Below are 22,417 nucleotides of genomic sequence, written 5' to 3'. Positions count from 1 at the left end.
TTCTAAAAAACAAAAAGGCCTTGTGCAGGCCTTTTGGAGGGACGAAGGATCAAGCGTTCAGCTTGTGCTGTTTCTCGAGTTTTTTCTTGATCCGGTCGCGCTTGAGGTTAGAGAGGTAATCAACGAACAGCTTGCCGTTCAGGTGATCGCACTCATGCTGGATGCAGATGGCGAGCAGGCCTTCGGCAACCAGTTCGTAAGGCTTGCCGTCACGGTCCAGCGCCTTGACGCGGACCTTTTGCGGGCGGTCGACGTTCTCGTAGAAACCGGGTACCGACAGGCAGCCTTCCTGATACTGATCCATTTCATCGGTCAGTTTTTCGATTTCAGGGTTGATGAAGACCATCGGTTCGCTGCGGTCTTCGCTCAGATCCATGACGACCACACGCTTGTGGACATTGACCTGCGTGGCTGCCAGCCCGATGCCGGGCGCTTCGTACATGGTTTCAAACATGTCGTCGACCAACTGGCGAATGCCTTCGTCTACCATCGCCACAGGTTTGGCGATGGTGCGCAGGCGCGAATCGGGAAATTCGAGGATGTTTAGAATGGCCATATACGTAAGAGCTGCACTGTTAAGGTAAAGTCAATGTTGGGTGCCGGGCCCGGGAGTTCAAGGCAGGCAGCCCAGGACAGGACTCTAGGGTTCGCGTGAGGCAACATGATAAAGGGATTCACCGCATGAGGAAATCACTACTCGCCCTGCTGCTGTTGACCGCCAGCGGTCTTGCTCAGGCGCAAGTGCAACTCAGGGAAGGCTATCCGCAGAGCTACACCGTTGTCGCCGGGGACACACTCTGGGACATTTCCGGCAAGTTTTTGCGTGAACCGTGGAAATGGCGCGAGATATGGCGGGCCAATCCGCAAGTCCATGATCCTGACCTGATCTACCCCGGTGACACCCTTGCGCTGACCTGGGTCGATGGTCAGCCGCGCGTGACGCTCAATCGGGGCGAGTCGCGCGGGACCATCAAATTGTCACCGCGTGTGCGCAGTACGCCGATGGTCGAGGCCATTCCGAGCATTCCGCTGGGGGCGATCAACGCATTCCTGATCAGCAATCGCATCGTCGACAATGCCGAGCAGTTCGAAAAGGCCCCCTACATCGTCGCGGGCAATGCCGAGCGCGTGCTCAGCGGCAGCGGTGACCGGGCCTATGCACGGGGCACGCTGGACCCGGCGCACACCGTCTACGGCATTTTCCGACAGGGCAAGACCTACACCGACCCACAGACCAAGGAAGTGCTGGGGATCAACGCGGATGACATCGGCAGCGCTGAGGTGGTTGCCTCCGAGGGCGACGTCTCGACTCTGGTTCTGCAGCGCTCTACGCAGGAAGTGCGCCTGGGCGACCGATTGTTCAGCAGCGAAGAGCGAGCGATCAACTCGACTTTCCTGCCCAGCGCCCCGCAAACGCCGATAGAAGGTTTGATTCTGGATGTGCCACGCGGGGTGACCCAGGTCAGCGTGCTGGATGTGGTCACCCTCAACAAAGGCAAACGTGACGGCCTGGCCGAGGGCAACGTGCTGGCGATCTACAAAACCAGCGAGACAGTGCGCGACCGGATCACCGGTGAACAGGTAAAAATCCCTGACGAACGGTCTGGCCTGCTCATGGTTTTCCGTACGTACGACAAGCTTAGTTACGCCTTGGTCCTGCAAGCCAACCGATCTTTGGCCATCATGGACAAGGTTCGAAATCCTTAAAGGTATGTTTCAGTTCTGCTACGGATTTGTGTGACGAGCCAGACACTTATCAAATTGTTGTCAACAGAGTTATCCACAGGTTTGTGCATCGTCTGAGATGCACAATGGATCAGGGACGATCTCATGCCACTGTTCGAAAATGCCCTCTCTTCGCCAGCAGAGCTGGAAGCCCGTCTGCGCATGCATCGCTTGCCCGAGATCGGACCGAAACGCTTTTCCAGGCTGATCGAAGCCTTCGGTTCTGCGTCGTCTGCGCTGAGCGCACCGGCCAGTGCATGGCGTGCGCTGGGTATTCCAGGTGCCTGCGCCGAGGCGCGTCGAGCCCCTTCCGTCAGGGACGGTGCCAGTGCTGCATTGACCTGGCTGGAGCGTCCGGCCCAGCATTTGCTGATGTGGGACGACCCTTGCTACCCCGCACTGCTGGCCGAAATCGCCGACCCTCCGCCGCTGATCTTCATTGCCGGCGACCCTTCAATCCTCGAGCGTCCGCAGTTGGGAATGGTCGGCAGTCGTCGCGCTTCCAGACCCGGGCTGGACACCGCCAGAGCTTTTGCGCGCAGCCTGGCGGGTGCCGGTTTTGTGATCACCAGCGGTCTGGCGCGTGGCATTGACGGAGCCGCGCATCAGGGCGCACTGGATGTCGGTGGGCATACAATTGGTGTGCTGGGCACCGGGCTTGAAAAACTTTATCCACAGCAGCATCGTGCGCTCGCCGCGCAGATGGCGGCGCAAGGTGGCGCGGTGATTTCCGAGTTCCCGCTGGACGCTGAACCACAGCCCAGCAACTTCCCGCGGCGCAACCGAATCATCAGCGGCCTGTCGCTCGGCGTGCTGGTGGTCGAGGCCAGTGTTGCCAGCGGCTCGTTGATTACCGCGCGACTGGCCGCCGAGCATGGGCGAGAGGTGTATGCGATACCGGGTTCGATTCACCACCCGGGTGCCAAGGGCTGCCACCAGTTGATACGCGACGGCGCAACGCTGGTCGAGACCGTTGAGCACATTCTTGAAGGCTTGCAGCACTGGAGGAGCGTTGCGCCCGGTGCCCCGCCCGAGACACCTGCCAAACCTGTGCCTTGCGACCATCCACTTCTGGCGCTGTTGCACGCTGCGCCGCATACCAGCGAGGGGTTATCGGTCTCCAGCGGCTGGCCGTTGCCCAAGGTACTGGCGGGCCTGACCGAGCTGGAACTGGACGGCAGAATAAGCTGTGAAGCGGGACGATGGTTCGCCAGAGCGCCCTGAGGTTAAACTGCCGTCAGGATTTAGCGGAGAGACAAACAATGGTCAGCAGTTGGCGTGTGCAACAAGCCGCTCAGGATATTCGAGCCGGTGCGGTGATTGCTTACCCGACCGAGGCAGTCTGGGGCCTAGGGTGTGATCCATGGGATGAAGAAGCGGTTTATCGTTTGCTGGCGATCAAGTCACGGCCAGTGGAAAAAGGCCTGATCCTGATCGCCGACAACATTCGCCAGTTCGACTTTCTGTTCGAAGACTTCCCCCAATTGTGGCTCGACCGAATGGCCAGCACCTGGCCGGGGCCCAATACCTGGCTGGTGCCGCATCAGAACCTGCTGCCCGAGTGGATCACCGGCATTCATGAAACCGTGGCGCTACGCGTCACCGACCACCCTACGGTGCGCGAACTGTGCGCGTTGGTCGGCCCGTTGATTTCCACATCGGCCAACCCGGCAGGTCGTCCGGCTGCCCGTTCGCGGCTGCGCGTCGAGCAGTACTTCCGGGGTCAGATCGACGGTGTGCTGGGCGGCAGCCTGGGCGGCCGCCGAAACCCCAGCGTGATCCGTGATATCGCAACCGGCCAGGTCATGCGCGCTGGCTGACGCTGGCGCGAGCGCTGGCTCAGGGAATCAGAATGGTCGAGCCAGTGGTGCGCCGAGCGGACAGCTCGGTTTGCGCCTTGGCGGCGTCCTTCAACGCGTACTGCTGAATGTTGTCGACCTTGAGTTTGCCGCTGGCGAGCATGTCGAACAGCTCGTCAGCCATGGCCTGCAGGTTCTGCGCATTGTTCGCGTAGGTGCCCAGTGTCGGGCGGGTGACATACACCGAGCCCTTTTGCGCCAGAATCCCCAGATTCACGCCTGAGACCGGCCCTGACGCATTGCCGAAGCTCACCACCAGCCCGCGTGGTGCCACGCTGTCGAGCGAGGTCAGCCAGGTGTCCTGTCCCACGCCGTCGTAGACCACCGGGCACTTCTTGCCGTCGGTGAGTTCCAGCACACGTTTGGCGACGTCTTCGTGGCTGTAGTCGATGGTTTCCCAGGCACCCAGCGCCTTGGCGTGAGCGGCCTTCTCCGGTGAACTGACCGTGCCGATCAGTTTCGCGCCCAATGCCTTGGCCCACTGACAGGCCAACGAGCCGACACCACCAGCCGCCGCATGAAACAGAATGATCTCGCCCGGCTTCACCTGATAGGTCTGGCGCAGCAGGTATTGCACGGTCAGGCCCTTGAGCATCAACGCAGCGGCCTGCTCGAAACTGACCGAGTCCGCCAGCTTCACCAGATTCGCCTCAGGCAGCACATGCACGTCGCTGTACGCACCCAGAGGCCCGGTGCCATAGGCGACACGATCACCGACCTTGAAGCGCGTCACCTCATCACCCACCGCCTCGACCACACCCGCCCCTTCAGCACCGAGCCCTGAAGGCAACTCAGGCGCTGGATACAGCCCGCTACGGTAATAGGTATCAATGAAATTCAGGCCAATGGCCTTGTTGCGCACAACCACCGCCTGCGGCCCCGGAGCCTCTGGCTCGAAATCGACATATTCAAGAACCTCGGGTCCTCCGACAGTGCTGAACTGGATACGCTTTGCCATGTGCTCTCTCCTTGATGGTGACTAATATCTTATGCATCAGGCAGACAAAGGTAGCACGCTGCGCAGTCGCAAAAATGAAGCCCTATCTGGTTTTCATCTCTGGGGAAGGACAAGCAGAAAGCCTTCGATCAGCGCATCACCGTTGGTGCTTTTTGATTCCAGGCTCACCATCGACGGAAAGTCCTCATAGGACAGGAAAAAGGCTTCGCCTTTTATCTGCACGTCCCAGACGCGTACATCCACAGCGTAGGACTTTGACGTAACGATGCCTCCCAGCAGGCCTAGAACGAAGTCAGCATAGCGAGGGAAATCCTCCCGATCGACTTCCGCTGAAAGATTGAGGCATGAATTGCCGGAGCGCATTTTTTCGATAGCCAGCTCTTCGACATTGCAGACGGCCTTCACGTCAGGTTCTCCTCGCGTAAGTAGGAGTTCGATTAATCAGGCAGTTTTCCAAGTAATACAAACTGCGAAAGCACCTATCGGACTCCTTCCCCCGGCCTTCGTCAACTGCCAGCCCGCGCTGCCGATGGTATGCTACGCGCCAATTTGCCTGCGCCTCTTTTGCTGCGGAGGCTCAGCCGTTTGACGTCAGCCGTAAGGGATCCTCATGAGTACCCGTACCGAGGCCGTAAAAGCCTACCTGCTCGACCTGCAAGACCGGATCTGCACCGCGCTCGAGCAGGAAGATGGCAACGCACACTTTGTGGAAGATGCCTGGACGCGTCCGGCGGGCGGCGGTGGTCGCACGCGGGTGATCGAGAATGGCGCGGTCATCGAGAAAGGTGGTGTCAATTTTTCTCATGTTTTCGGCAGCAACCTGCCTCCGTCGGCCAGCGCCCATCGGCCTGAGCTGGCCGGGCGTGGTTTCGAGGCGCTGGGCGTGTCGCTGGTGATTCACCCGCACAACCCGCATGTGCCGACGTCCCACGCCAATGTGCGGTTCTTCATTGCCGAGAAAGAAGGCGAGGAGCCGGTCTGGTGGTTTGGTGGTGGTTTCGATTTGACGCCCTACTATGGCGTCGAGGAAGACTGCGTACACTGGCACCGGGTGGCCGAACGCGCCTGTGCGCCGTTCGGCGACGATGTCTACCCGCGCTACAAGGCGTGGTGCGACAGTTACTTCCACCTCAAGCATCGTGATGAGCCACGCGGTATCGGTGGTCTGTTTTTCGATGACGTGAACCAGTGGGATTTCGATACCAGCTTTGCCTTCATCCGCGCCATCGGTGATGCGTTTATCAATGCCTACCTGCCGATCGTGCGTCGTCGTAAGGCTGCGGCCTACACGGTGCAGCAGCGCGAATTTCAGGAATTCCGTCGGGGGCGCTACGTCGAGTTCAACCTGGTGTACGACCGCGGCACGCTGTTCGGTCTGCAATCGGGTGGCCGTACCGAATCGATCCTCATGTCGCTGCCGCCGCAAGTGCGCTGGGGTTATGACTGGAAAGCCGCTCCGGGCAGTGAAGAGGCGCGTCTGACCGAATACTTCATGACTGATCGCGACTGGCTGGCGGACAACTGATGGACCGTTACGTCGTCTTCGGTAACCCCATTGGCCACAGCAAGTCGCCGTTGATTCATCGCCTGTTCGCCGAGCAAACCGGGCAGGCGCTGGATTACCAGACGTCGCTGGCACCTTTGGATGATTTCACCGCATTTGCCCAGGCGTTTTTCCAGACCGGACGTGGTGCCAACGTGACTGTGCCGTTCAAGGAAGAAGCCTATCGCCTCGCTGATAGCCTGACCGAGCGCGGGCAGCGTGCGGGAGCCGTGAACACCTTGAGCAAGCTCGATGACGGTACGCTGCTGGGTGACAACACCGACGGTGCCGGGCTGGTGCGCGACCTGACAGTCAATTGCGGGCGCAGCCTGCGTGGTCAGCGCATTCTGTTGCTGGGTGCGGGTGGTGCTGTTCGTGGCGCGCTGGAGCCGTTGCTGGCGGAGCAACCCGCAGTGCTGGTGATTGCCAATCGCACCGTTGAAAAAGCCGAACGACTGGCTCAGGAATTTGCGGATCTTGGCCCTGTGTTTGCCAGCAGCTTCGATTGGCTTGAAGAACCGGTGGATGTGATCATCAATGCCACCTCTGCCAGTCTGGCCGGAGAGCTGCCACCGATTTCCCCGAGTCTTATCCAGCCCGGTGCGACCTTCTGCTACGACATGATGTACAGCAAAGAGCCCACCGCCTTTTGCCACTGGGCCACTGAACAGGGTGCGGCACAGTCGGTTGATGGCTTGGGTATGCTGGTGGAGCAGGCGGCAGAAGCTTTCCTGCTATGGCGCGGCGTGCGGCCGGACTCGGCTCCGGTACTGGCCGAGTTGCGCAGGCTGCTGGCGGCTGGTTGACCGAGAGACTATCGTGCCAATGCTCCGCGTTGGCATGCCGTTCTGGACGCTCCGCGTCCTCTTGCGACGCGGAGCGTCAGGACGATGAGTTATGGCTCAATCCTCAAACAGAATCGGGCAGTTCTGCGGCCCTTCCAGCTTGTTCAATTCCTCGATCACTTGCGGCCTGGCATTGCGCAGGATCAGTAATCGCCCCTGACGGCCCAGACGTCTCGCTTCCTGATGAAGCATTTCCACGCCTGAGTAATCGATGAAGTTGATCTGCTGCGCATCGATTACCACACGCAGCCCTTCAGTGCGTTGCAGGCGGGTTTGCAGGTAGTGGCTGGCACCGAAAAAGATTGAGCCGCCGACCCGCAGCACATCCTCATCGCCTTCGCGCCATTGCTGCACGCGCGGTTGTGAGGTGCGTTTGAGGTAGAAGAACAGCGAGGCCAGCACACCGGCATAAATCGCGGTTTGCAGCTCCAGCAGCAGGGTGGCCAGACAGGTCAGCGCCATCACGAAAAACTCGGCGCGGCTGACACGGAACAGTGCGCGAATGCCACGACGATCCACCAGGCCCCAGCAGATCAGCAGGATCGAGGCGGCCATGGCCGGGATTGGAATGTGCGAGATCAACGAGGCTCCGGCGACCGCGAACAATGCCACCCATAGCGCCGAAAAAACGCCGGCCAACGGCGAACGCGCACCCGCCTCGTAACTCAGCGCCGCACGGGTGAACGAGCCCGCTGAGAGGTAGCCGGAAAACAGCGAGCCGACCATATTCGACAAACCTTGCGCACGGACTTCCTGATTGGCGTTGAGCATCTGCTGCGAACGTGCCGACAGCGAGCGGGCAATCGACAGGCTGTTGACCAGCCCCAGCATGCCCACCGCCACTGCTGTCGGCAGCAGCTTGAGGATCAGCTCAAGGTCCAGCGGTAGCGGGCTGAAAGGCGGTAGATGGCCAACGAAGGCACTGACCACACGGACATGGCCGAACATCGCCGGCCACAGCCACACCAACAGGCTGCTCGATACCAATGCAATCAATAAGGTTGGCCAGCGGGGCACCAGGAGTTTGAGCCCGATGCCCAGCGCCAGGGTCAACAGACCCAGTGTCAGTGAAGGTAGATCGACCTCTCCACGATGTTCTAACACGGCGGTCAGACTTCTAAGGGCGGTGGTCTGACTCGGCAGGTCAATGCCAAGCAGATTGGGCATCTGCCCGAGTGCAATGACTATTGCAGCGCCCAGTGTGAAACCGAGCACCACCGAGTGCGAAACGAAATTCACCAGCGCACCGAAGCGCATCATCCCAAGCAATAGCTGGAATACACCGGCGATGAACGTCAGCAGCAGGATCAACATTATGTAGTCCTGACTGGCCGGAACGGCGAGCGGACTGACACTGGCATACAGCACGATGGAAATAGCCGCGGTCGGCCCACAGATGAGGTGCCAGGACGAGCCCCACAGACAGGCGATCAGAACGGGAACAATGGCGGCGTACAGACCGTACTCCGGAGGCAGCCCGGCGATCAGTGCGTAAGCGATGGACTGCGGCAGGGCCAGAATGGCACCGCTCAAGCCCACCAGCGCATCACGCCCGACGCTGGCGCGACTCTGCTGCGGCAGCCAGGCTAGAAACGGTAGAATTTTATGGCGATTGAGCCAGCGCATCGGTCCCTCGAGTGAATTGAACGTAGAGGACGCAGAGCGTCCAGAACGGCATACCCACGCGGAGCATGGGCACGATAGTTGGACACCTATCGTTCCTCACGCTCCAGCGTGGGGATGCCTTGGGTGACGCCCCGCGTCACAGATCTGCGCCACGCCGCGTGCTCAAGACCTTACGCCTACAACCTGGCTTTCACCGCCGCCAGCCCATCCTTGCCATCAAACGTCTTCACGCCCTCCAGCCACTTGTCCAGCACCGCCGGATTGGCTTTTATCCAGGCCTTTGCCGCTGCGCTGTTGCTGACCTTGCTGTTCGCCACTTCGGCCATGATGCTGTTTTCCATGTCCAGGGTGAAGCTCAGATTGGTCAGCAGCTTGCCGACGTTCGGACAGGCTTGCGCATAACCCTTGCGAGTCAGGGTGAAGACCGAGCCGGTATCGCCAAAGTATTTCTCGCCGCCCTTGAGGTAATGCATACCTTTGATCTGCACGTTCATCGGATGCGGGGTCCAGCCGAGGAAGACCACAAACGCCTTGCGCTTTACGTTGCGATTGACCTCGGCGAGCATCGCCGTCTCGCTCGACTCGACCAGCTTCCATTTGCCCAGATCGAATTCATTCTTCTTGATGATCTCCTGCAGCGACAGGTTGGCAGGTGCGCCAGAGCCAATGCCATAGATCTTCTGGTCGAACTTGTCAGCGAATTTATTCAGGTCGGCAAAATCATGCACGCCGGCGTCCCACACATAGTCCGGCACGGCCAGGGTGAACTCGGTGCCTTCAAGGTTCCTGGCCAATTGCGTTACATCGCCGGTCGCCACGAACTTGTCGTAAAAGCCCTGCTGCGCCGGCATCCAGTTACCCAGAAAAACATCCAGCTTGCCGTCTTTCAGGCCGCCATAGGCAATCGGCACGGCCAGGGTGTCGACCTTGGCCTTGTAGCCCAGACCTTCAAGCACCACGCTGGCGATAGCATTGGTGGCCCCAATGTCACTCCAGCCCGGATCGGCCATTTTCACGGTGCTGCAACTTGCGTCCTCTGCCTGCGCCGCAAGGCTGCCGAACGTCATGACCGCGACCGCAACGGCTGTGGATAACTTCTTCATTGATGTACCCCTTTTGATTTTTTTGGTGTGGGCAGGGTCAAGGTTGCGGAAAACGTGCCTTACGCTCCAGATCGTCCAGATCAATGTGGTTGCGCATGTACTGCTGACTGGCGTCGACCAGTGGCTGGTGATCCCAACTCTTCAGCTTGCCGGTTGCCAGCGATTTGGCGACGAAGCGCCTTCTGCGCTGGCTGGCGAGCACCTGTTGGTGTATCGCCGGGATATCCCACTTGGCTCGAGCTTCAGCCAGGAAGTCATTGAACAGCTTTTCATGGGCGGGTGACTGGCTCAGATCCTTCTGCTCTTTCGGGTCCTTCTTCACATCGAAGAGCAGGCACGGGTCCTGCTCCGAATAGATGAATTTGTAAGCGCCGCGACGGATCATCATCAACGGGCTGGTCGTGCCTTCGGCCATGTACTCGCCGAACACCTCATCGTGCCCGCCCTTGCGTTTCAGGTGCGGCATCAGCGAGCGTCCGTCCAGTGGCAACCCGGCGTCCAGTTTGCCGTTGGCCATTTCGACGAAGGTCGGCAGCAAGTCGGCAGTCGACACCGACGCACTGACCCGCCCTGGCTTGAACTGGCCCGGCGAATACACCACCAACGGCACGCGGGCGGCCATTTCGAACCAGTGCATTTTGTACCAGAGGCCCTTCTCGCCCAGCATGTCGCCGTGATCGCCGGAGAACACCACGATGGTGTCTTCCGCCAGCCCGACTTCATCCAGCGTCTGCATCAGCTTGCCGACGTTGAGGTCGATGTAGCTGCACGCGCCAAAGTAGGCGCGGCGCGCATCACGAATCTTGTCGGTCGGCATGGGCTTGTCCCACAGGTCATAGACCTTGAGCAGCCGTTGCGAATGCGGGTCCAGCGCGGCCTGATTGGCGTGCGGCGGCGGCATCGGGATCTCTTCGTCGGCGTACAGGTCCCAGAACGGCTTGGGAATGGTGTACGGATCATGAGGATGAGTCATGGAAACGGTCAGGCAGAAAGGCGCATCACCGTCCTGGCGTACGTAGTCGTACAGATACTGCTGGGACTTGAACAGCACTTCTTCATCGAAATCCAGCTGGTTGGTACGAATGCACGGGCCGGCCTGCAACACTGAGGACATGTTGTGATACCAGCTCGGACGCACGTCCGGCTCGTCCCAGTTGACCGACCAGCCATAGTCGGCCGGGTAAATGTCACTGGTCAGGCGCTCTTCGTAACCATGCAGTTGATCCGGCCCACAGAAATGCATCTTGCCTGCCAGAGCGGTCTTGTAGCCCAGCGCACGCAGATAGTGAGCGTAGGTTGGAATATCAGCGGGGAAATCGGCTGCGTTGTCGTACGCGCCGATCTTGCTTGGCAGCTGACCGCTGACCAGTGTGAAACGCGATGGTGCGCACAGAGGGCTGTTGCAATACGCTGAATCGAACACCACGCCGTCGGCAGCAAGGCGGCTCAGATTCGGCATCAGGATTGGAGACCGGGAGTAAAACGGCAACATTGGCGCGGCCATTTGATCGGCCATGATGAACAGAATATTTTTGCGCTTCATGTAATCGCTGCATCTCATTGTGAAAATTTATGCGAAAGTGCCGGGTACGAGGATGAAGTCGTCGTGTTTGATGGTAAAGCCCATGCGCAGCAATGCCTAGGATAAGCACCGCTTATGTTTGAAGCTTTTGGCGACATGTCCCTTGATCTGCTGCGTGCCTTTGAAGTCGCGGCTCGCTTGCGCAGCTTCACTGCGGCGGCTATCGAACTGGGCACTACTCAGCCTGCCGTCAGCCAGCAGATCAAGCGCCTTGAAGAACAGCTGGCCACCCGCCTGTTTGACCGGATCTATCGCGGCATCGAGCTTACTGAAGCCGGCGAAATATTGTTCAGCCATGTGCAGGCTGGCCTGCAATCCATCGACAGCGGACTGATAGCGATCACCGAACAGCACCAGCACGAAGTGCTTCAAGTGGCGACCGACTTTGCCTTCGCCGCCTACTGGCTGATGCCGCGTCTGCACCGTTTCCACAAGGTCAACCCGGACGTGGATGTCAGCCTGGTCACCAGCGAGCGTACCCACAGCATGTTACGCGCAGATATCGACGTTGCCGTACTGTTCGGCGACGGACGCTTCAAGCAAGGCGAAAGCCATTGGCTGTTCAGCGAAGAAGTCTTTCCAGTGTGCAGCCCGCAACTGATCACGGGTCGCCAGACGCCGCTGCCCAACGAGGCACTGCGCGACTTTCCGCTCTTGCACCTGCGCGGCGAAAGCAGCAACAACTGGTTCGACTGGGCAGGCGTATTCCGCGCCCTCGACATCCCCCAGGCCCCTACCCCCGGCCAGCTGCGTTTCGACAACTACACCCTGCTCATCCAGGCTGCGATTGGCGGACAAGGCATCGCCATCGGTTGGAAACACCTGGTCGACGACCTCCTCGATCAAGGCCTGCTCTGCCGCCCCATCGCCGGAGCCGCCATTTCCGGCCAAGGCTATTACGTGGTTTTGCCCCAGCGCAAACGGCGCGTGCAGATCGTCCAGCAGTTCATGGACTGGCTGGCGAGTGAGCAGGCGTTGAGCGGGGTTTCGCTGGCGGGCAGGCCGTTGCCGTCGATTGCGGTGTAAGCAGGCGTTCATTTTTTGGTCAGGAAGGACTCATATATGCAAGACACCCACGGCTACCACGCCCATATCTATTTCAACGCCCAAACCCTGAACCAGGCCCGAGCCCTGTGCGAAGCCGCGACCGAGAAATTTGCGCTGCAGATGGGCCGCGTTCACCAAAAGCTGGTTGGGCCGCATCCGGACTGGAGTTGCCAGTTGGCGTTCGGGCATGAGCAGTTGGCTGACGTCACTTTATGGCTCGCGTTGAATCGCGATGGGCTGGTCGTGTTTCTGCATCCGTTGACGGGCGATGAGCTGCGCGACCATACCGACCATGCCATCTGGATGGGCGCGGTTCGGCCTTTGAATCTGGGCGCTCTGGGTGGCTGATAGCCAGCTTCTCGGCCGTTTTCCTTCAGTGGTTACAAGCGCATTCCTCGTCGAAAAGATCGGTGTAAGATAGCTCCGCTGAAAAATGACCAATCGGTCCGTTGCAGCGCAAATTTCAACAAAATGGTCATGCATACGCGTCAACATCGATAAGCCGCCTTTCACGGGCTGCCTGAAATGAATGCTGAAAGACCAGACAGAGGATCATCAGAAATGCCGGATCTACTCATCGACGGTAAGACCCTTCACTACGCTGACCAAGGCACCGGGCCGGTTGTCTTGCTCGGTCACAGTTACCTTTGGGACAAGGCGATGTGGAGTGCGCAGATCGACACGCTGGCCAGCCGGTATCGGGTGATTGTGCCGGACCTTTGGGGGCATGGGGATTCCAGCGGTTTTCCGGAAGGCACCCGCAATCTCGATGATCTCGCCCGCCATGCGCTGGCGCTGCTGGATCATTTGAATATCGAGCGTTGCAGCATCGTCGGGCTGTCGGTGGGCGGCATGTGGGGTGCGATTGCTGCGCTGCTCGCGCCAGAGCGCATTACCGGGCTGGTGCTGATGGACACTTATCTGGGCAAAGAGTCGGAAGCCAAGAAAGCCTACTATTTCTCGTTGCTCGACAAGCTGGAAGAGGCCGGTGCCTTTCCTGAGCCGCTGTTGGACATTGTGGTGCCGATCTTCTTCCGGCCTGGCATTGACCCGCAGTCGCCGGTGTATCAGGCGTTCCGCTCCGCATTGGCGGGTATGAATGCAGAGCAGTTGCGCCAGACTGTAGTGCCTCTGGGGCGAATGATCTTTGGTCGTGACGATCGGCTTGGGTTGATAGAGCAACTGAATGCAGACACCACGCTGGTGATGTGTGGCGATGCTGACATCCCGCGTCCGCCTGAAGAAACCCGTGAGATGGCCAGCCTGATTGGCTGCTCTTACGTGCTGGTGCCTGAAGCGGGTCATATCGCCAATCTGGAAAACCCGGATTTTGTGTCAGGGGCGCTGATGACGTTTTTGGCGCGGGTTAATCAGCAGCAGGGTTGAGGCGGGCTGGTTTCTTTGCTGGGACCTCAAGATCGGACGCGGAGCGTCCAGAACGGCATGCGACGCGGAGCGTCGCACGATAGTTGGATTATCGTTCCGCACGCTCCAGCGTGGGAATGCCGTTCATGACGCTCCGCGTCACAAGTCTGTGTGTCACCGCGTATTCAAGGGCGTCAGCAGACCATCAATTCAACACACCATCCAGAATCGCGTAAACAATTCCCGAACCCACGGCGATCAGTACGACGTCGGTGCCCAGGCGTCGCCATTCGTAGCCGTCATAATGTGGCAGGTATTGCAGCGAGCGGCTGTCCAGGCGTTTACCGTAACCAGGTGGCAACGGACGGCCTTTGGCGATGTGTACACCAGGTGGCAGCGGCTGGCCTCGGCCGATGACGTCGCGGTGCTGCTGGAAGGTCTCGCGTACCGGGCCGAAATCCTGCGGCGGGCGGTTGCCGCCGCGGTTGTCCTGGTGGGCCTGTCTGCCTGGCTGACTGGACGGGCTCTTGTCTGGACCCCTGCCGTTATCGTTGCCCGGTCCACGGTCATTGCCACGCTCGTTATGCCCGCCGTTGTTCTGCGGTCCCTGCTGCTGGCCGCCGCGGTTGTCGTCCGGGCCATCACCGCGCTGGTCAGGCGGCGCCGCTTGCAGTAGCGGGCTGGCGCTGATCATCAAGATACCCAGCCCGGTGATAAAACGGTTTGGCAGTTTCATGGTGCTTCCTCAGCTTCACTCAATGCAGCAAAAAGGGGTTCATGACATTGGTCATGAACCCCTTGTGTCGTGCTACATAGAACCGCTGATAGCGCTTTGATTCCTTTGTATCAGAAACTTTACCCTCAGCCGATGCGTGCGTTACGTACACCTTCGGCCAATGCGGCGCACAGAGTCAACACGCCATCGATTGCCTTTTCAGGCGACTCGGCAGTGGCGATCTTATCGACGAACGCCGAGCCCACTACAACGCCGTCTGCCAGGCGAGCAATGGCCGCTGCCTGCTCGGGTGTGCGGATACCGAAACCGACGCTGATCGGTAGGCTGGTGTGGCGACGCAGGCGTGCGATGGCTTCAGTAACGTGCTCGGTGGTCGCCGAGCCAGCACCAGTTACACCGGCAACCGAAACGTAGTAGACAAACCCGGAGCTGCGCTCCAACACACGCGGCAAGCGCGCATCGTCGGTGGTTGGCGTGGTCATGCGGATGAAGTCGATACCGGATGCCTGTGCAGGCGTTGCCAGTTCAGCGTCGTGCTCAGGAGGCAGGTCAACGATGATCAGACCGTCGACGCCCGCTTCTTTTGCCTGCGCCACGAAGGCTTCGACGCCAAAGCGGTGGATCGGGTTGTAGTAACCCATCAGCACAATCGGCGTGGTCTGATCGTTCACACGGAATTCGCTGACCATCTGCAGGGTTTTCTGCAGGGTCTGGCCCGCGTCCAGAGCGCGTAGCGTAGCGAGCTGAATCGCCACACCGTCTGCCATCGGATCAGTGAACGGCATGCCCAACTCGATCACGTCAGCACCCGCAGCAGGCAGGCCCTTCAGGACTTGCAGCGAGGTGTCGTAGCCTGGGTCGCCGGCGGTGATGAAAGTGACCAGCGCCGCACGACCTTCGGTTTTCAGCTGGGCGAAACGTTGTTCGAGACGGCTCATACCAGCTTCTCCTGAGTTTTTTCGGCGGCTGCCATATGGTTCATGACGGTTTGCATGTCTTTGTCACCGCGCCCGGACAGGCACACGACCATCAGGTGGTCGTCGCGCAGGTTGGTTGCCCGCTTCATGGCTTCGGCCAGTGCGTGAGCGGTTTCCAGTGCCGGGATGATGCCTTCGAGCAGGCAGCATTGATGGAAGGCATCCAGCGCTTCGTCATCGGTGATGCTGACGTACTCGACGCGTTTCACTTCGTGCAGGAAGGCGTGCTCAGGGCCGATACCCGGGTAGTCCAGGCCAGCAGAGATCGAATGCGCGTCAGTGATCTGCCCGTCGCCATCCTGGAGCAGGTAGGTACGGTTGCCGTGCAGCACGCCCGGTACGCCGCCATTGAGGCTGGCCGCGTGCTTGTCGGTATCCACGCCGTGACCGCCCGCTTCAACGCCGATGATTTCTACGCTGGCGTCATCGAGGAACGGATGGAACAGGCCCATGGCGTTGGAGCCGCCGCCCACGCAGGCGATCAGGCTGTCCGGCAGACGACCTTCCTTCTCCTGCATCTGCTCTTTGGTTTCCTTGCCGATGATGGCCTGGAAATCACGCACCATTGCCGGATACGGATGCGGACCTGCCACAGTGCCGATCAGGTAGAAGGTGTCATCGACGTTGGTCACCCAGTCACGCAGGGCTTCGTTCATCGCATCTTTCAGGGTGCCGGTGCCGGAAGTGACTGGTACGATTTCAGCGCCCAGCAGCTTCATGCGGAACACGTTGGCCTGCTGACGCTCGATGTCGGTCGCGCCCATGTAGATCACGCAAGGCAAGCCAAAGCGCGCCGCGACGGTAGCGGTAGCAACGCCGTGCATGCCCGCGCCGGTTTCCGCAATCAGGCGTTTTTTGCCCATGCGCTTGGCCAGCAATACCTGGCCGATGCAGTTGTTGATCTTGTGCGCGCCGGTGTGGTTCAGCTCTTCGCGCTTGAAGTAGATCTTCGCGCCGCCACAGAATTCGGTCAGGCGCTCGGCGAAGTACAGCGGGTTTGGACGGCCCACGTAATCGCGCTGGAAGTAGGCCATTTCCTTGGCGAACTCCGGGTCGGCCTTGGCGGCTTCGTACTCGCGGTTGAGGTCTAGCACCAGCGGCATCAGGGTTTCAGCCACGTAGCGGCCGCCGAATGAGCCGAACAGGCCGTTGGCGTCGGGGCCGCTGCGGAAGTTGGTCTGGGTCATGAAGTGCTCCAGTTGCAGTGTTGGGCGAATGAATTGAGCCGGATCGGCAATGGGTCCACTTTAACCAGCGCACGGCTCGATGAAAACCGATAAGATCGCTGCAACCTGTCAGGAAAACTCACAGATCATGAGCCGCGACCTTCCTCCCCTCAACGCCCTGCGTGCCTTCGAAAGCACCGCCCGACTTGGCAGCGTCAGTCAGGCCGCCGAACAGCTGAACGTGACGCACGGTGCTGTCAGTCGCCAATTGAAAGTGCTTGAAGAGCACTTGGGTGTAAGCCTGTTCAGCAAGGACGGACGAGGCTTGAAACTCACAGATGCAGGCATTCGGTTACGCGATGTGAGTGGCGAAGCATTCGATCGATTGCGCGGCGTATGTGTCGAACTGAGCAAGGGCAGCGCAGACGCGCCATTCGTGTTGGGATGTTCCGGCAGCCTGCTGGCGCGCTGGTTCATACCGCGTTTGAGCCGTCTTAATGCCGAGTTGCCAGACCTGCGCCTGCACCTGTCGGCAGGTGAAGGCGACCTTGATCCGCGCCGGCCCGGTCTGGACGCATTGCTGGTATTCGCCGAGCCGCCGTGGCCTGCAGACATGCAGGTTTTCGAACTGGCGAGCGAACGAATAGGGCCGGTCTTGAGCCCACGCTTCGCGCGATTCGAAAGTCTGCGCGATGCACCCGCCGCAGCGCTGCTCATAGAGTCACTGTTGCAAACTACCTCACGTCCGCAAGCCTGGCCAAGCTGGGCGCAGCACAACGGCATCGATCCGCGATCATTACGTTACGGGCAGGGTTTCGAGCATTTGTATTATTTGCTGGAGGCGGCTGTGGCGGGCCTGGGCATTGCGATTGCACCGGAGCCTTTGGTCATCGATGACCTTAAAGCCGGTCGCCTGGCTGCGCCATGGGGTTTCAGCGAAACCCCGGCGCAGCTGGCGCTTTGGGTACCCAGACGTGCGGCCGATGGACGGGCGCGACAACTTGCTCAGTGGTTGAAAAATGAGCTGAAGCGGTCTGAGGACCCGATCAGAATCTGATCAGTTACCGCGCTTGAACAGCATGTAGGCAGTGATCAGGCCAATGGCACCTACCGCAACACCAGCGGTGGTCCAAGGGTGCTCCTGAGCATAGTCACGAGTTGCCAGTGCAATTTCGCGGGTTTTCTCTTTAACGTCTTCGTAGACATCGCTGAGCAGGCTGCGCGAATGGCTCAGTGCGCTTTCAGCGTTGGCTTTCAGATTTTTCAGTGTCTTGCGCGACTCGTCGGTAGCGTCGGCTTTCAGGCCCTCGAGGGACTTCAGGAGGCTCTCGATCTCAGCTTCCATACTCTGCAACGAGGCTTTGCGAAGTGACGTAGTAGCCATGGTGTTTCTCCTGCAATGATGAGTGGGCGTGTTGTTTCCGACTCCGGGCTTTTTGGAAAGTGCGATGGGATTTTTGCAAAGCGCTGAACTTTTGCGCGCGTTCTCCTGACAGAAGCAGGGAGCGCGGTCTATATCGCGTCTTTTCCAGACCTTCAGGAGAACTGCCATGACCGATCATCACACGTACAAAAAAGTTGAAATCGTAGGCTCTTCCACTACCACTATCGAAGACGCCATCAACAACGCCCTGGCCGAAGCCAGCAAAAGCCTCGACCTGATGGAATGGTTTGAGGTGACCGAAACCCGCGGCCATATCGAAAACGGCAAAGTCGCGCATTTCCAGGTCACCTTGAAAGTCGGCTTCCGCATTACCAATAGCTGATGCCCTTCTGAACCTTTCGGCTGGCCGATTGCCATAACCTGCGCTACACACTCAGATATGGCCACACGGTTGATGTGTGGGCGTGGGGGTTTTCAATGGGCGCCTGTTCCGATGGCGTCTTCATTTGGCCGGACGAGAGGGATTACCCATGAAGAAGTTTTTGTTGGCTGTAGGCTTGCTGAGCATTGCAGGCACTGCCCTCGCGGCAGGCAAGCCATGTGAAGAGTTGAAAAGTGAAATCGACGCCAGACTCCAGGCGAAGGGCGTAACGTCCTACACGCTGGAAGTGGTCGAGAAAGGCAGCGCGTCCGACAAGCAAGTCGTCGGCACCTGCGAAGGCGGCACCAAGGAAGTCGTTTACCAGCGCGGTTGATTGCCAGCCGGGCCTGACTCAGGTCGGTTCGCCGGCTAATCCCGTTTGCAGGTTTCACGAACAGCATCGCCCCGGACTGTCATCCAGTCCGGGGCGATGCTGTTTTTGAAGCCCGCGTTGTGACCCGAAAGGTTGCTATCAGCCTTGTGCGACCTGCGCCAGAATCTCGTAGGACCGCAGCCTGTCCTCGTGCTCATACATGTCGCACGTGAAGATCAGTTCATCGGCATCGGTCTGTTCAAGCAGCGCATCCAGTTTGGCGCGGATCTTGTCCGGGCCACCCACCATCGCCAGCCCCAGGAAGCTTGCCACCGCTTCACGCTCGTGCGGCAGCCACAGGCCGTCCATGGACTCGACTGGCGGGCGCTGCATCAGACTGTGCCCGCGCATCAGCGCCAGGATGCGCTGGTAAACAGATGTCGCGAGGTATTCGGCCTGTTCGTCAGTATCGGCTGCCGACAGCGGAACGCCGAGCATCACGTAGGGTTTGTCGAGCACGGCCGATGGCTGAAAGTGATTGCGATATACACGAATCGCCTCATGCATGTAACGCGGCGCAAAATGCGACGCGAAGGCATACGGCAATCCACGCATGCCTGCCAGCTGGGCGCTGAACAGGCTCGAGCCCAGCAGCCAGATCGGCACATTGGTGTCTGAGCCCGGAACAGCGATCACTTTTTGATCAGGCGTACGCGGCCCCAGATATTCCATCAGCTCGGTGACGTCATCCGGAAAATCTTCGGCGCTGCCGGAGCGTTCGCGGCGCAAGGCGCGAGCGGTCATCTGATCGGAACCCGGCGCGCGACCCAGCCCCAGATCAATCCGACCGGGATACAGGCTGGCCAGCGTGCCGAACTGCTCGGCAACCACCAGCGGTGCATGGTTGGGCAGCATGATCCCACCAGCCCCGACACGAATGGTCGACGTGCCGCCTGCCAGGTAGGCGAGCAGCACCGAGGTCGCTGAACTGGCGATGCCGTCCATGTTGTGGTGCTCGGCCACCCAGAAGCGGTTGTAACCCAGCTTTTCAACATGCTGGGCAAGGTTGAGCGAGTTGCGCAGGGAATCGGCGGGCCCTTTGTCGTGGCGCACCGGCACCAGATCAAGGGTGGAAATTTTTACATCTGCCAGACGTTTCATAGGCCGGGGTAGCTCCTCGAATTGTGATGGGCTGGCTGCTAGAGCTGCCCACGATGAAACAGCAGTGCGGGCGCAAGTCTGGCTTTTCAATGGCAGGCGGATAAAAACCTACTAAAACGCTTGGTCTTTCCGACGGTTGAACTTTCCAGAGCCGTCTATCCTCAGAACCTTGTAACAGCATTGATCCAAATTCATCCCAAGAAGGAGCCACCATGAGCATCGTCAAGAAAGCATCCGCCCACTGGGAATGTGATCTGAAAAACGGTATCGGCAGCATTTCCACGGAAACCGGCGTGTTGAAAGAAGCGCCTTACGGCTTCAAGGCTCGTTTTGAAGGCGGTAAAGGCACCAACCCTGAAGAATTGATCGGCGCGGCCCACGCAGGCTGCTTCTCGATGGCATTGTCCATGATTCTGGGCGGTGCAGGCCTTACTGCTGAGAGCATCGACACTCAGGCTGACGTGACGCTTAACCAGATTGAAGGCGGTTTTGAAATCAGCGCTGTGCATTTGACCCTAAAGGCCAAAGTGCCAGGCGCAACGCAGGAGAAGTTCGACGAACTGACCAAGCAAGCCAAAGAAGGCTGCCCGGTTTCCAAGGTGCTGAACGCCAAGATCACTCTGGATGCTACGTTGTTGAGCTGATCCACAGCGAGCTTTGCGGGAGCGCCTTGTGCGCTCCTTCATCTCCTGTATAAAGCTGACTTGCTTCATCGGTCATGCGTTCATTGGCGCATGGTTTGATTTTGATCAGGAGTCGAGCATGAAACGTTTTATTCTGGCAGTAACCTGCACCCTGCTGGCAACCAGCGCCCTGGCGGCGCCGAAATCCTGTGAAGAACTCAAGGATGAAATCGAAGCCAAGATCCAGGCCAACAACGTCACGTCCTACACGCTGGAAATTGTTAGCAACGAAGAGGCTTCCGATCCCAGCATGATCGTCGGCAGCTGCGACAACGGTACGAAAAAAATCATCTACCAGCTCAACGGTCGCTGATCAGATGCAGTGCACCCCGCCCTCTTCTTCCTCCTCGGCCACCACCTTGCGCTCTGCATCGTAAAGCCAGGCGTCGACACTGTTCGCCAGTGAGCGTACCTCCAGCACATAACGCTGCCCGGCAGCGAAGTGGTCGTAACGAACACTGACGTAACACGTGATCTCGGTGTACTCGTCGCCGATCATCCCCATGCCGCCCGACCGGTACTCATAGTCATAACGCACCTGTAACTCATGGCTGCCCGGCGTCACCTGAAAATAGCGCCCGTCGTAGGTGTTCTCGCCATCCAGCTTGTCGCCCATGATCAACTGGCCGGTGATGGTGCGCATGTCGACCCACGCCATGTCCGGGCTGACCGCAGGCAAGGGACCTGCACATCCGGAGAGAGCTGTCAGGGCTAATGCGGTTATCGGGGCTGTGATGCGCATTTTGGCGGTTCCGGGATGTGTGAGTTGATTTAAGGCGGCAGGCCTGCCCTGCCATAAGCGTGACAGGCATCTTAAGATACTTCGACTGAAAATCAGCGTTCGCGAGCAAGCTCGCACACAAAGATAGCATTTCAAAGTGCGTGTGAATCAGCTTCATGCGTTGGCACCTTTGCGTGCAGCTATATAAGCCCGCTTGAATAGTCAGTCGCGAATTTTGATTTCTACAATCAATTGATAGAATAATTTTATTGAGGCCCTATAAAATTTTCTTGATTCCTGGTTGTCGATTGTGCATTTTTATTAAGTGCCTTGTTACCTCAAAGCATGTGTCAAGGAATAGACAGCTTTTGTTGATGGCAGAAACTGTCTCAATCAAAAAAAAATTAGGGATGTGAAAAATGTGGAGTAAACGGGGTGAAAAAAGCGAGTCGCTAGTTACCAATCTGGCGGGAACTTTGAATGATCAGCCATGGAATGACTATTCTTTCGGCTTGGGAATCAATGCCGAAAGCGGTGCGTTTGCTGTACAAGCAGTTAGCCCCATTACACCAGAACCTGGTAGGGCTAAAAACACCGTTCAGAAGTACGAAGTGATTGCGACCGCTGACGACTATAGCCGACTTTTCAAAGCGGAAGCTCAGGGCGAATACAATGTAGGTGCTGCCAGTGCATCGGCATCCGCGTCATATTTGTCCAATGTCACGTACTCTGAAACCTCGTTGACGATATTGGCTTTCTATGACGTGACGGACGCGGATTATGCCTCGCTGAGTCCAGCGCCAGCCTTCACCCCTCAGGCCAGTGAGTTGGCAAGCTCGAACCCGGCTGGCTTTCGGGACACGTATGGCGATTACTTCGTTGCCACCGCGAAATTCGGCTCGCGCTTCGTGGCTACTTATACGTGCAGCACAACGACGACTACTGAACTGCAGACTTTCAAAGCAGCCGTTGCCGGTAAGAAAGACATATTAAGCGCGTCCGGGGCTGCGGAATTCGAGTCGCTGGCAAGCTCAAGCGATGTCCATGTGAAGGTGGCGGTCACCATGAACGGGACGTCAGGAAAAGCGCCTCCTGTCGGGGCTGACGCTAGGTTTTGTACGAAAAGTATTGCCGCATACAACGTAGGCTACAAGCCAGCGTGACCATGGCTGCGTAGCTCTTGGCCAGCTTGTCGTAGCGAG

25 protein-coding genes and 1 pseudogene are annotated in these 22,417 nt (G+C 58.8%); 13 read left to right on the top strand and 13 right to left on the bottom strand.

Annotated elements, in window-relative coordinates; genetic code table 11:
• Positions 1–49 precede the first annotated feature (49 nt).
• Complete coding sequence (def, locus tag AO277_RS19095; protein ID WP_005732754.1) at positions 50–556, bottom strand: peptide deformylase; 507 nt, start codon at positions 554–556, stop codon at positions 50–52.
• A 125-nt stretch (positions 557–681) separates the two neighbouring features.
• Between def and AO277_RS19090 the strand changes: the two genes are divergently transcribed.
• From AO277_RS19090 to tsaC, 3 genes are all read left to right on the top strand, one after another.
• Positions 682–1,707 (top strand): LysM peptidoglycan-binding domain-containing protein, encoded by a 1,026-nt coding sequence (locus tag AO277_RS19090; protein ID WP_002551334.1) that lies wholly within the window; start codon positions 682–684, stop codon positions 1,705–1,707.
• Between the two features lie 123 nt (positions 1,708–1,830).
• Positions 1,831–2,949 carry a DNA-processing protein DprA gene (gene dprA / locus AO277_RS19085; protein WP_002551335.1) on the top strand — a complete coding sequence of 373 codons (1,119 nt, stop codon included), beginning with the start codon at positions 1,831–1,833 and terminating at the stop codon, positions 2,947–2,949.
• A gap of 38 nt (positions 2,950–2,987) precedes the next feature.
• Positions 2,988–3,545, top strand: coding sequence for an L-threonylcarbamoyladenylate synthase type 1 TsaC (tsaC, locus tag AO277_RS19080; RefSeq protein WP_004662860.1), 558 nt, complete (start codon positions 2,988–2,990; stop codon positions 3,543–3,545).
• A 19-nt stretch (positions 3,546–3,564) separates the two neighbouring features.
• On the opposite strand, the gene AO277_RS19075 is transcribed toward tsaC, so the two are convergent.
• Entirely contained in the window at positions 3,565–4,542 is a 978-nt protein-coding gene (locus AO277_RS19075; protein ID WP_002551337.1) for an NADPH:quinone reductase, read from the bottom strand.
• 93 nt (positions 4,543–4,635) lie between these two features.
• Entirely contained in the window at positions 4,636–4,947 is a 312-nt protein-coding gene (locus tag AO277_RS19070) for a DUF3630 family protein (RefSeq protein ID WP_236691231.1), read from the bottom strand.
• Between the two features lie 205 nt (positions 4,948–5,152).
• Between AO277_RS19070 and hemF the strand changes: the two genes are divergently transcribed.
• Positions 5,153–6,067: an oxygen-dependent coproporphyrinogen oxidase gene (gene hemF, locus AO277_RS19065; RefSeq protein ID WP_044318626.1), complete on the top strand. Its 915-nt coding sequence runs from the start codon at positions 5,153–5,155 to the stop codon at positions 6,065–6,067.
• A complete protein-coding gene (gene aroE / locus AO277_RS19060; protein WP_005732758.1) occupies positions 6,067–6,891 on the top strand; it encodes a shikimate dehydrogenase in 825 nt (274 codons plus the stop codon). The genes hemF and aroE overlap by 1 nt, the downstream gene beginning before the upstream one ends.
• A 96-nt stretch (positions 6,892–6,987) precedes the next feature.
• On the opposite strand, the gene AO277_RS19055 is transcribed toward aroE, so the two are convergent.
• The 3 genes from AO277_RS19055 to betC all read right to left on the bottom strand — a co-directional run bounded on the left by AO277_RS19055 (position 6,988) and on the right by betC (position 11,202).
• Complete coding sequence (locus AO277_RS19055) at positions 6,988–8,556, bottom strand: SulP family inorganic anion transporter (protein WP_044318625.1); 1,569 nt, start codon at positions 8,554–8,556, stop codon at positions 6,988–6,990.
• A gap of 176 nt (positions 8,557–8,732) precedes the next feature.
• On the bottom strand, positions 8,733–9,659 hold the full coding sequence (locus tag AO277_RS19045; RefSeq protein ID WP_044318624.1) for a choline ABC transporter substrate-binding protein: 927 nt from the start codon (positions 9,657–9,659) through the stop codon (positions 8,733–8,735).
• A 37-nt stretch (positions 9,660–9,696) separates the two neighbouring features.
• Entirely contained in the window at positions 9,697–11,202 is a 1,506-nt protein-coding gene (gene betC, locus AO277_RS19040) for a choline-sulfatase (RefSeq protein ID WP_011167293.1), read from the bottom strand.
• A 114-nt stretch (positions 11,203–11,316) separates the two neighbouring features.
• On the opposite strand from betC, the gene AO277_RS19035 reads away from it, so the two are divergent.
• The 3 genes from AO277_RS19035 (at position 11,317) to AO277_RS19025 (ending at position 13,674) form a co-directional block, all read left to right on the top strand.
• Positions 11,317–12,267, top strand: coding sequence for a choline sulfate utilization transcriptional regulator (locus AO277_RS19035; protein ID WP_002551343.1), 951 nt, complete (start codon positions 11,317–11,319; stop codon positions 12,265–12,267).
• A 36-nt stretch (positions 12,268–12,303) separates the two neighbouring features.
• Complete coding sequence (locus AO277_RS19030; RefSeq protein WP_002551344.1) at positions 12,304–12,636, top strand: DOPA 4,5-dioxygenase family protein; 333 nt, start codon at positions 12,304–12,306, stop codon at positions 12,634–12,636.
• Between the two features lie 213 nt (positions 12,637–12,849).
• Entirely contained in the window at positions 12,850–13,674 is an 825-nt protein-coding gene (locus AO277_RS19025; RefSeq protein ID WP_002551345.1) for an alpha/beta fold hydrolase, read from the top strand.
• A gap of 184 nt (positions 13,675–13,858) precedes the next feature.
• Here AO277_RS19025 and AO277_RS19015 read toward each other — a convergent pair whose 3' ends face one another.
• From AO277_RS19015 to trpB, 3 genes are all read right to left on the bottom strand, one after another.
• Positions 13,859–14,389 (bottom strand): anti-virulence regulator CigR family protein, encoded by a 531-nt coding sequence (locus AO277_RS19015; protein WP_005732764.1) that lies wholly within the window; start codon positions 14,387–14,389, stop codon positions 13,859–13,861.
• A 125-nt stretch (positions 14,390–14,514) separates the two neighbouring features.
• Complete coding sequence (trpA, locus tag AO277_RS19010; RefSeq protein ID WP_044318623.1) at positions 14,515–15,327, bottom strand: tryptophan synthase subunit alpha; 813 nt, start codon at positions 15,325–15,327, stop codon at positions 14,515–14,517.
• Positions 15,324–16,553: a tryptophan synthase subunit beta gene (gene trpB, locus AO277_RS19005; RefSeq protein ID WP_002551347.1), complete on the bottom strand. Its 1,230-nt coding sequence runs from the start codon at positions 16,551–16,553 to the stop codon at positions 15,324–15,326. Before trpB ends, trpA begins: the two co-directional genes overlap by 4 nt.
• Before the next feature lie 79 nt (positions 16,554–16,632).
• On the opposite strand from trpB, the gene AO277_RS19000 reads away from it, so the two are divergent.
• On the top strand, positions 16,633–17,589 hold the full coding sequence (locus AO277_RS19000; protein WP_044318622.1) for a LysR family transcriptional regulator: 957 nt from the start codon (positions 16,633–16,635) through the stop codon (positions 17,587–17,589).
• Here AO277_RS19000 and AO277_RS18995 read toward each other — a convergent pair whose 3' ends face one another.
• Entirely contained in the window at positions 17,590–17,916 is a 327-nt protein-coding gene (locus AO277_RS18995) for an ElaB/YgaM/YqjD family protein (RefSeq protein WP_044318621.1), read from the bottom strand.
• A gap of 166 nt (positions 17,917–18,082) precedes the next feature.
• On the opposite strand from AO277_RS18995, the gene AO277_RS18990 reads away from it, so the two are divergent.
• Complete coding sequence (locus tag AO277_RS18990; protein WP_002551350.1) at positions 18,083–18,298, top strand: dodecin; 216 nt, start codon at positions 18,083–18,085, stop codon at positions 18,296–18,298.
• 148 nt (positions 18,299–18,446) lie between these two features.
• Positions 18,447–18,671 carry a DUF1161 domain-containing protein gene (locus AO277_RS18985; RefSeq protein WP_002551351.1) on the top strand — a complete coding sequence of 75 codons (225 nt, stop codon included), beginning with the start codon at positions 18,447–18,449 and terminating at the stop codon, positions 18,669–18,671.
• 138 nt (positions 18,672–18,809) lie between these two features.
• Here the strand turns inward: AO277_RS18985 and AO277_RS18980 are convergent, their stop codons facing one another.
• Positions 18,810–19,811, bottom strand: a complete 1,002-nt coding sequence (locus tag AO277_RS18980) for an LLM class flavin-dependent oxidoreductase (protein WP_044318620.1) — start codon at positions 19,809–19,811, stop codon at positions 18,810–18,812.
• Positions 19,812–20,023: 212 nt separating this feature from the next.
• On the opposite strand from AO277_RS18980, the gene AO277_RS18975 reads away from it, so the two are divergent.
• Together AO277_RS18975 and AO277_RS18970 are read left to right on the top strand one after the other, a co-directional pair.
• On the top strand, positions 20,024–20,455 hold the full coding sequence (locus AO277_RS18975) for an OsmC family protein (RefSeq protein ID WP_044318619.1): 432 nt from the start codon (positions 20,024–20,026) through the stop codon (positions 20,453–20,455).
• 118 nt (positions 20,456–20,573) lie between these two features.
• Positions 20,574–20,807 (top strand): DUF1161 domain-containing protein, encoded by a 234-nt coding sequence (locus tag AO277_RS18970; RefSeq protein WP_011167298.1) that lies wholly within the window; start codon positions 20,574–20,576, stop codon positions 20,805–20,807.
• On the opposite strand, the gene AO277_RS18965 is transcribed toward AO277_RS18970, so the two are convergent.
• Entirely contained in the window at positions 20,808–21,236 is a 429-nt protein-coding gene (locus AO277_RS18965; protein WP_002551354.1) for a PA0061/PA0062 family lipoprotein, read from the bottom strand.
• A 1,086-nt stretch (positions 21,237–22,322) separates the two neighbouring features.
• Positions 22,323–22,417: pseudogene (locus AO277_RS18955) on the bottom strand (IS5/IS1182 family transposase); the annotation flags it as partial.

The sequence above is a fragment of the Pseudomonas amygdali genome, from assembly GCF_002699855.1.
GTDB classification, from domain to species: domain Bacteria; phylum Pseudomonadota; class Gammaproteobacteria; order Pseudomonadales; family Pseudomonadaceae; genus Aquipseudomonas; species Aquipseudomonas amygdali.
This window is presented reverse-complemented; position numbering and strand designations above follow the sequence as displayed.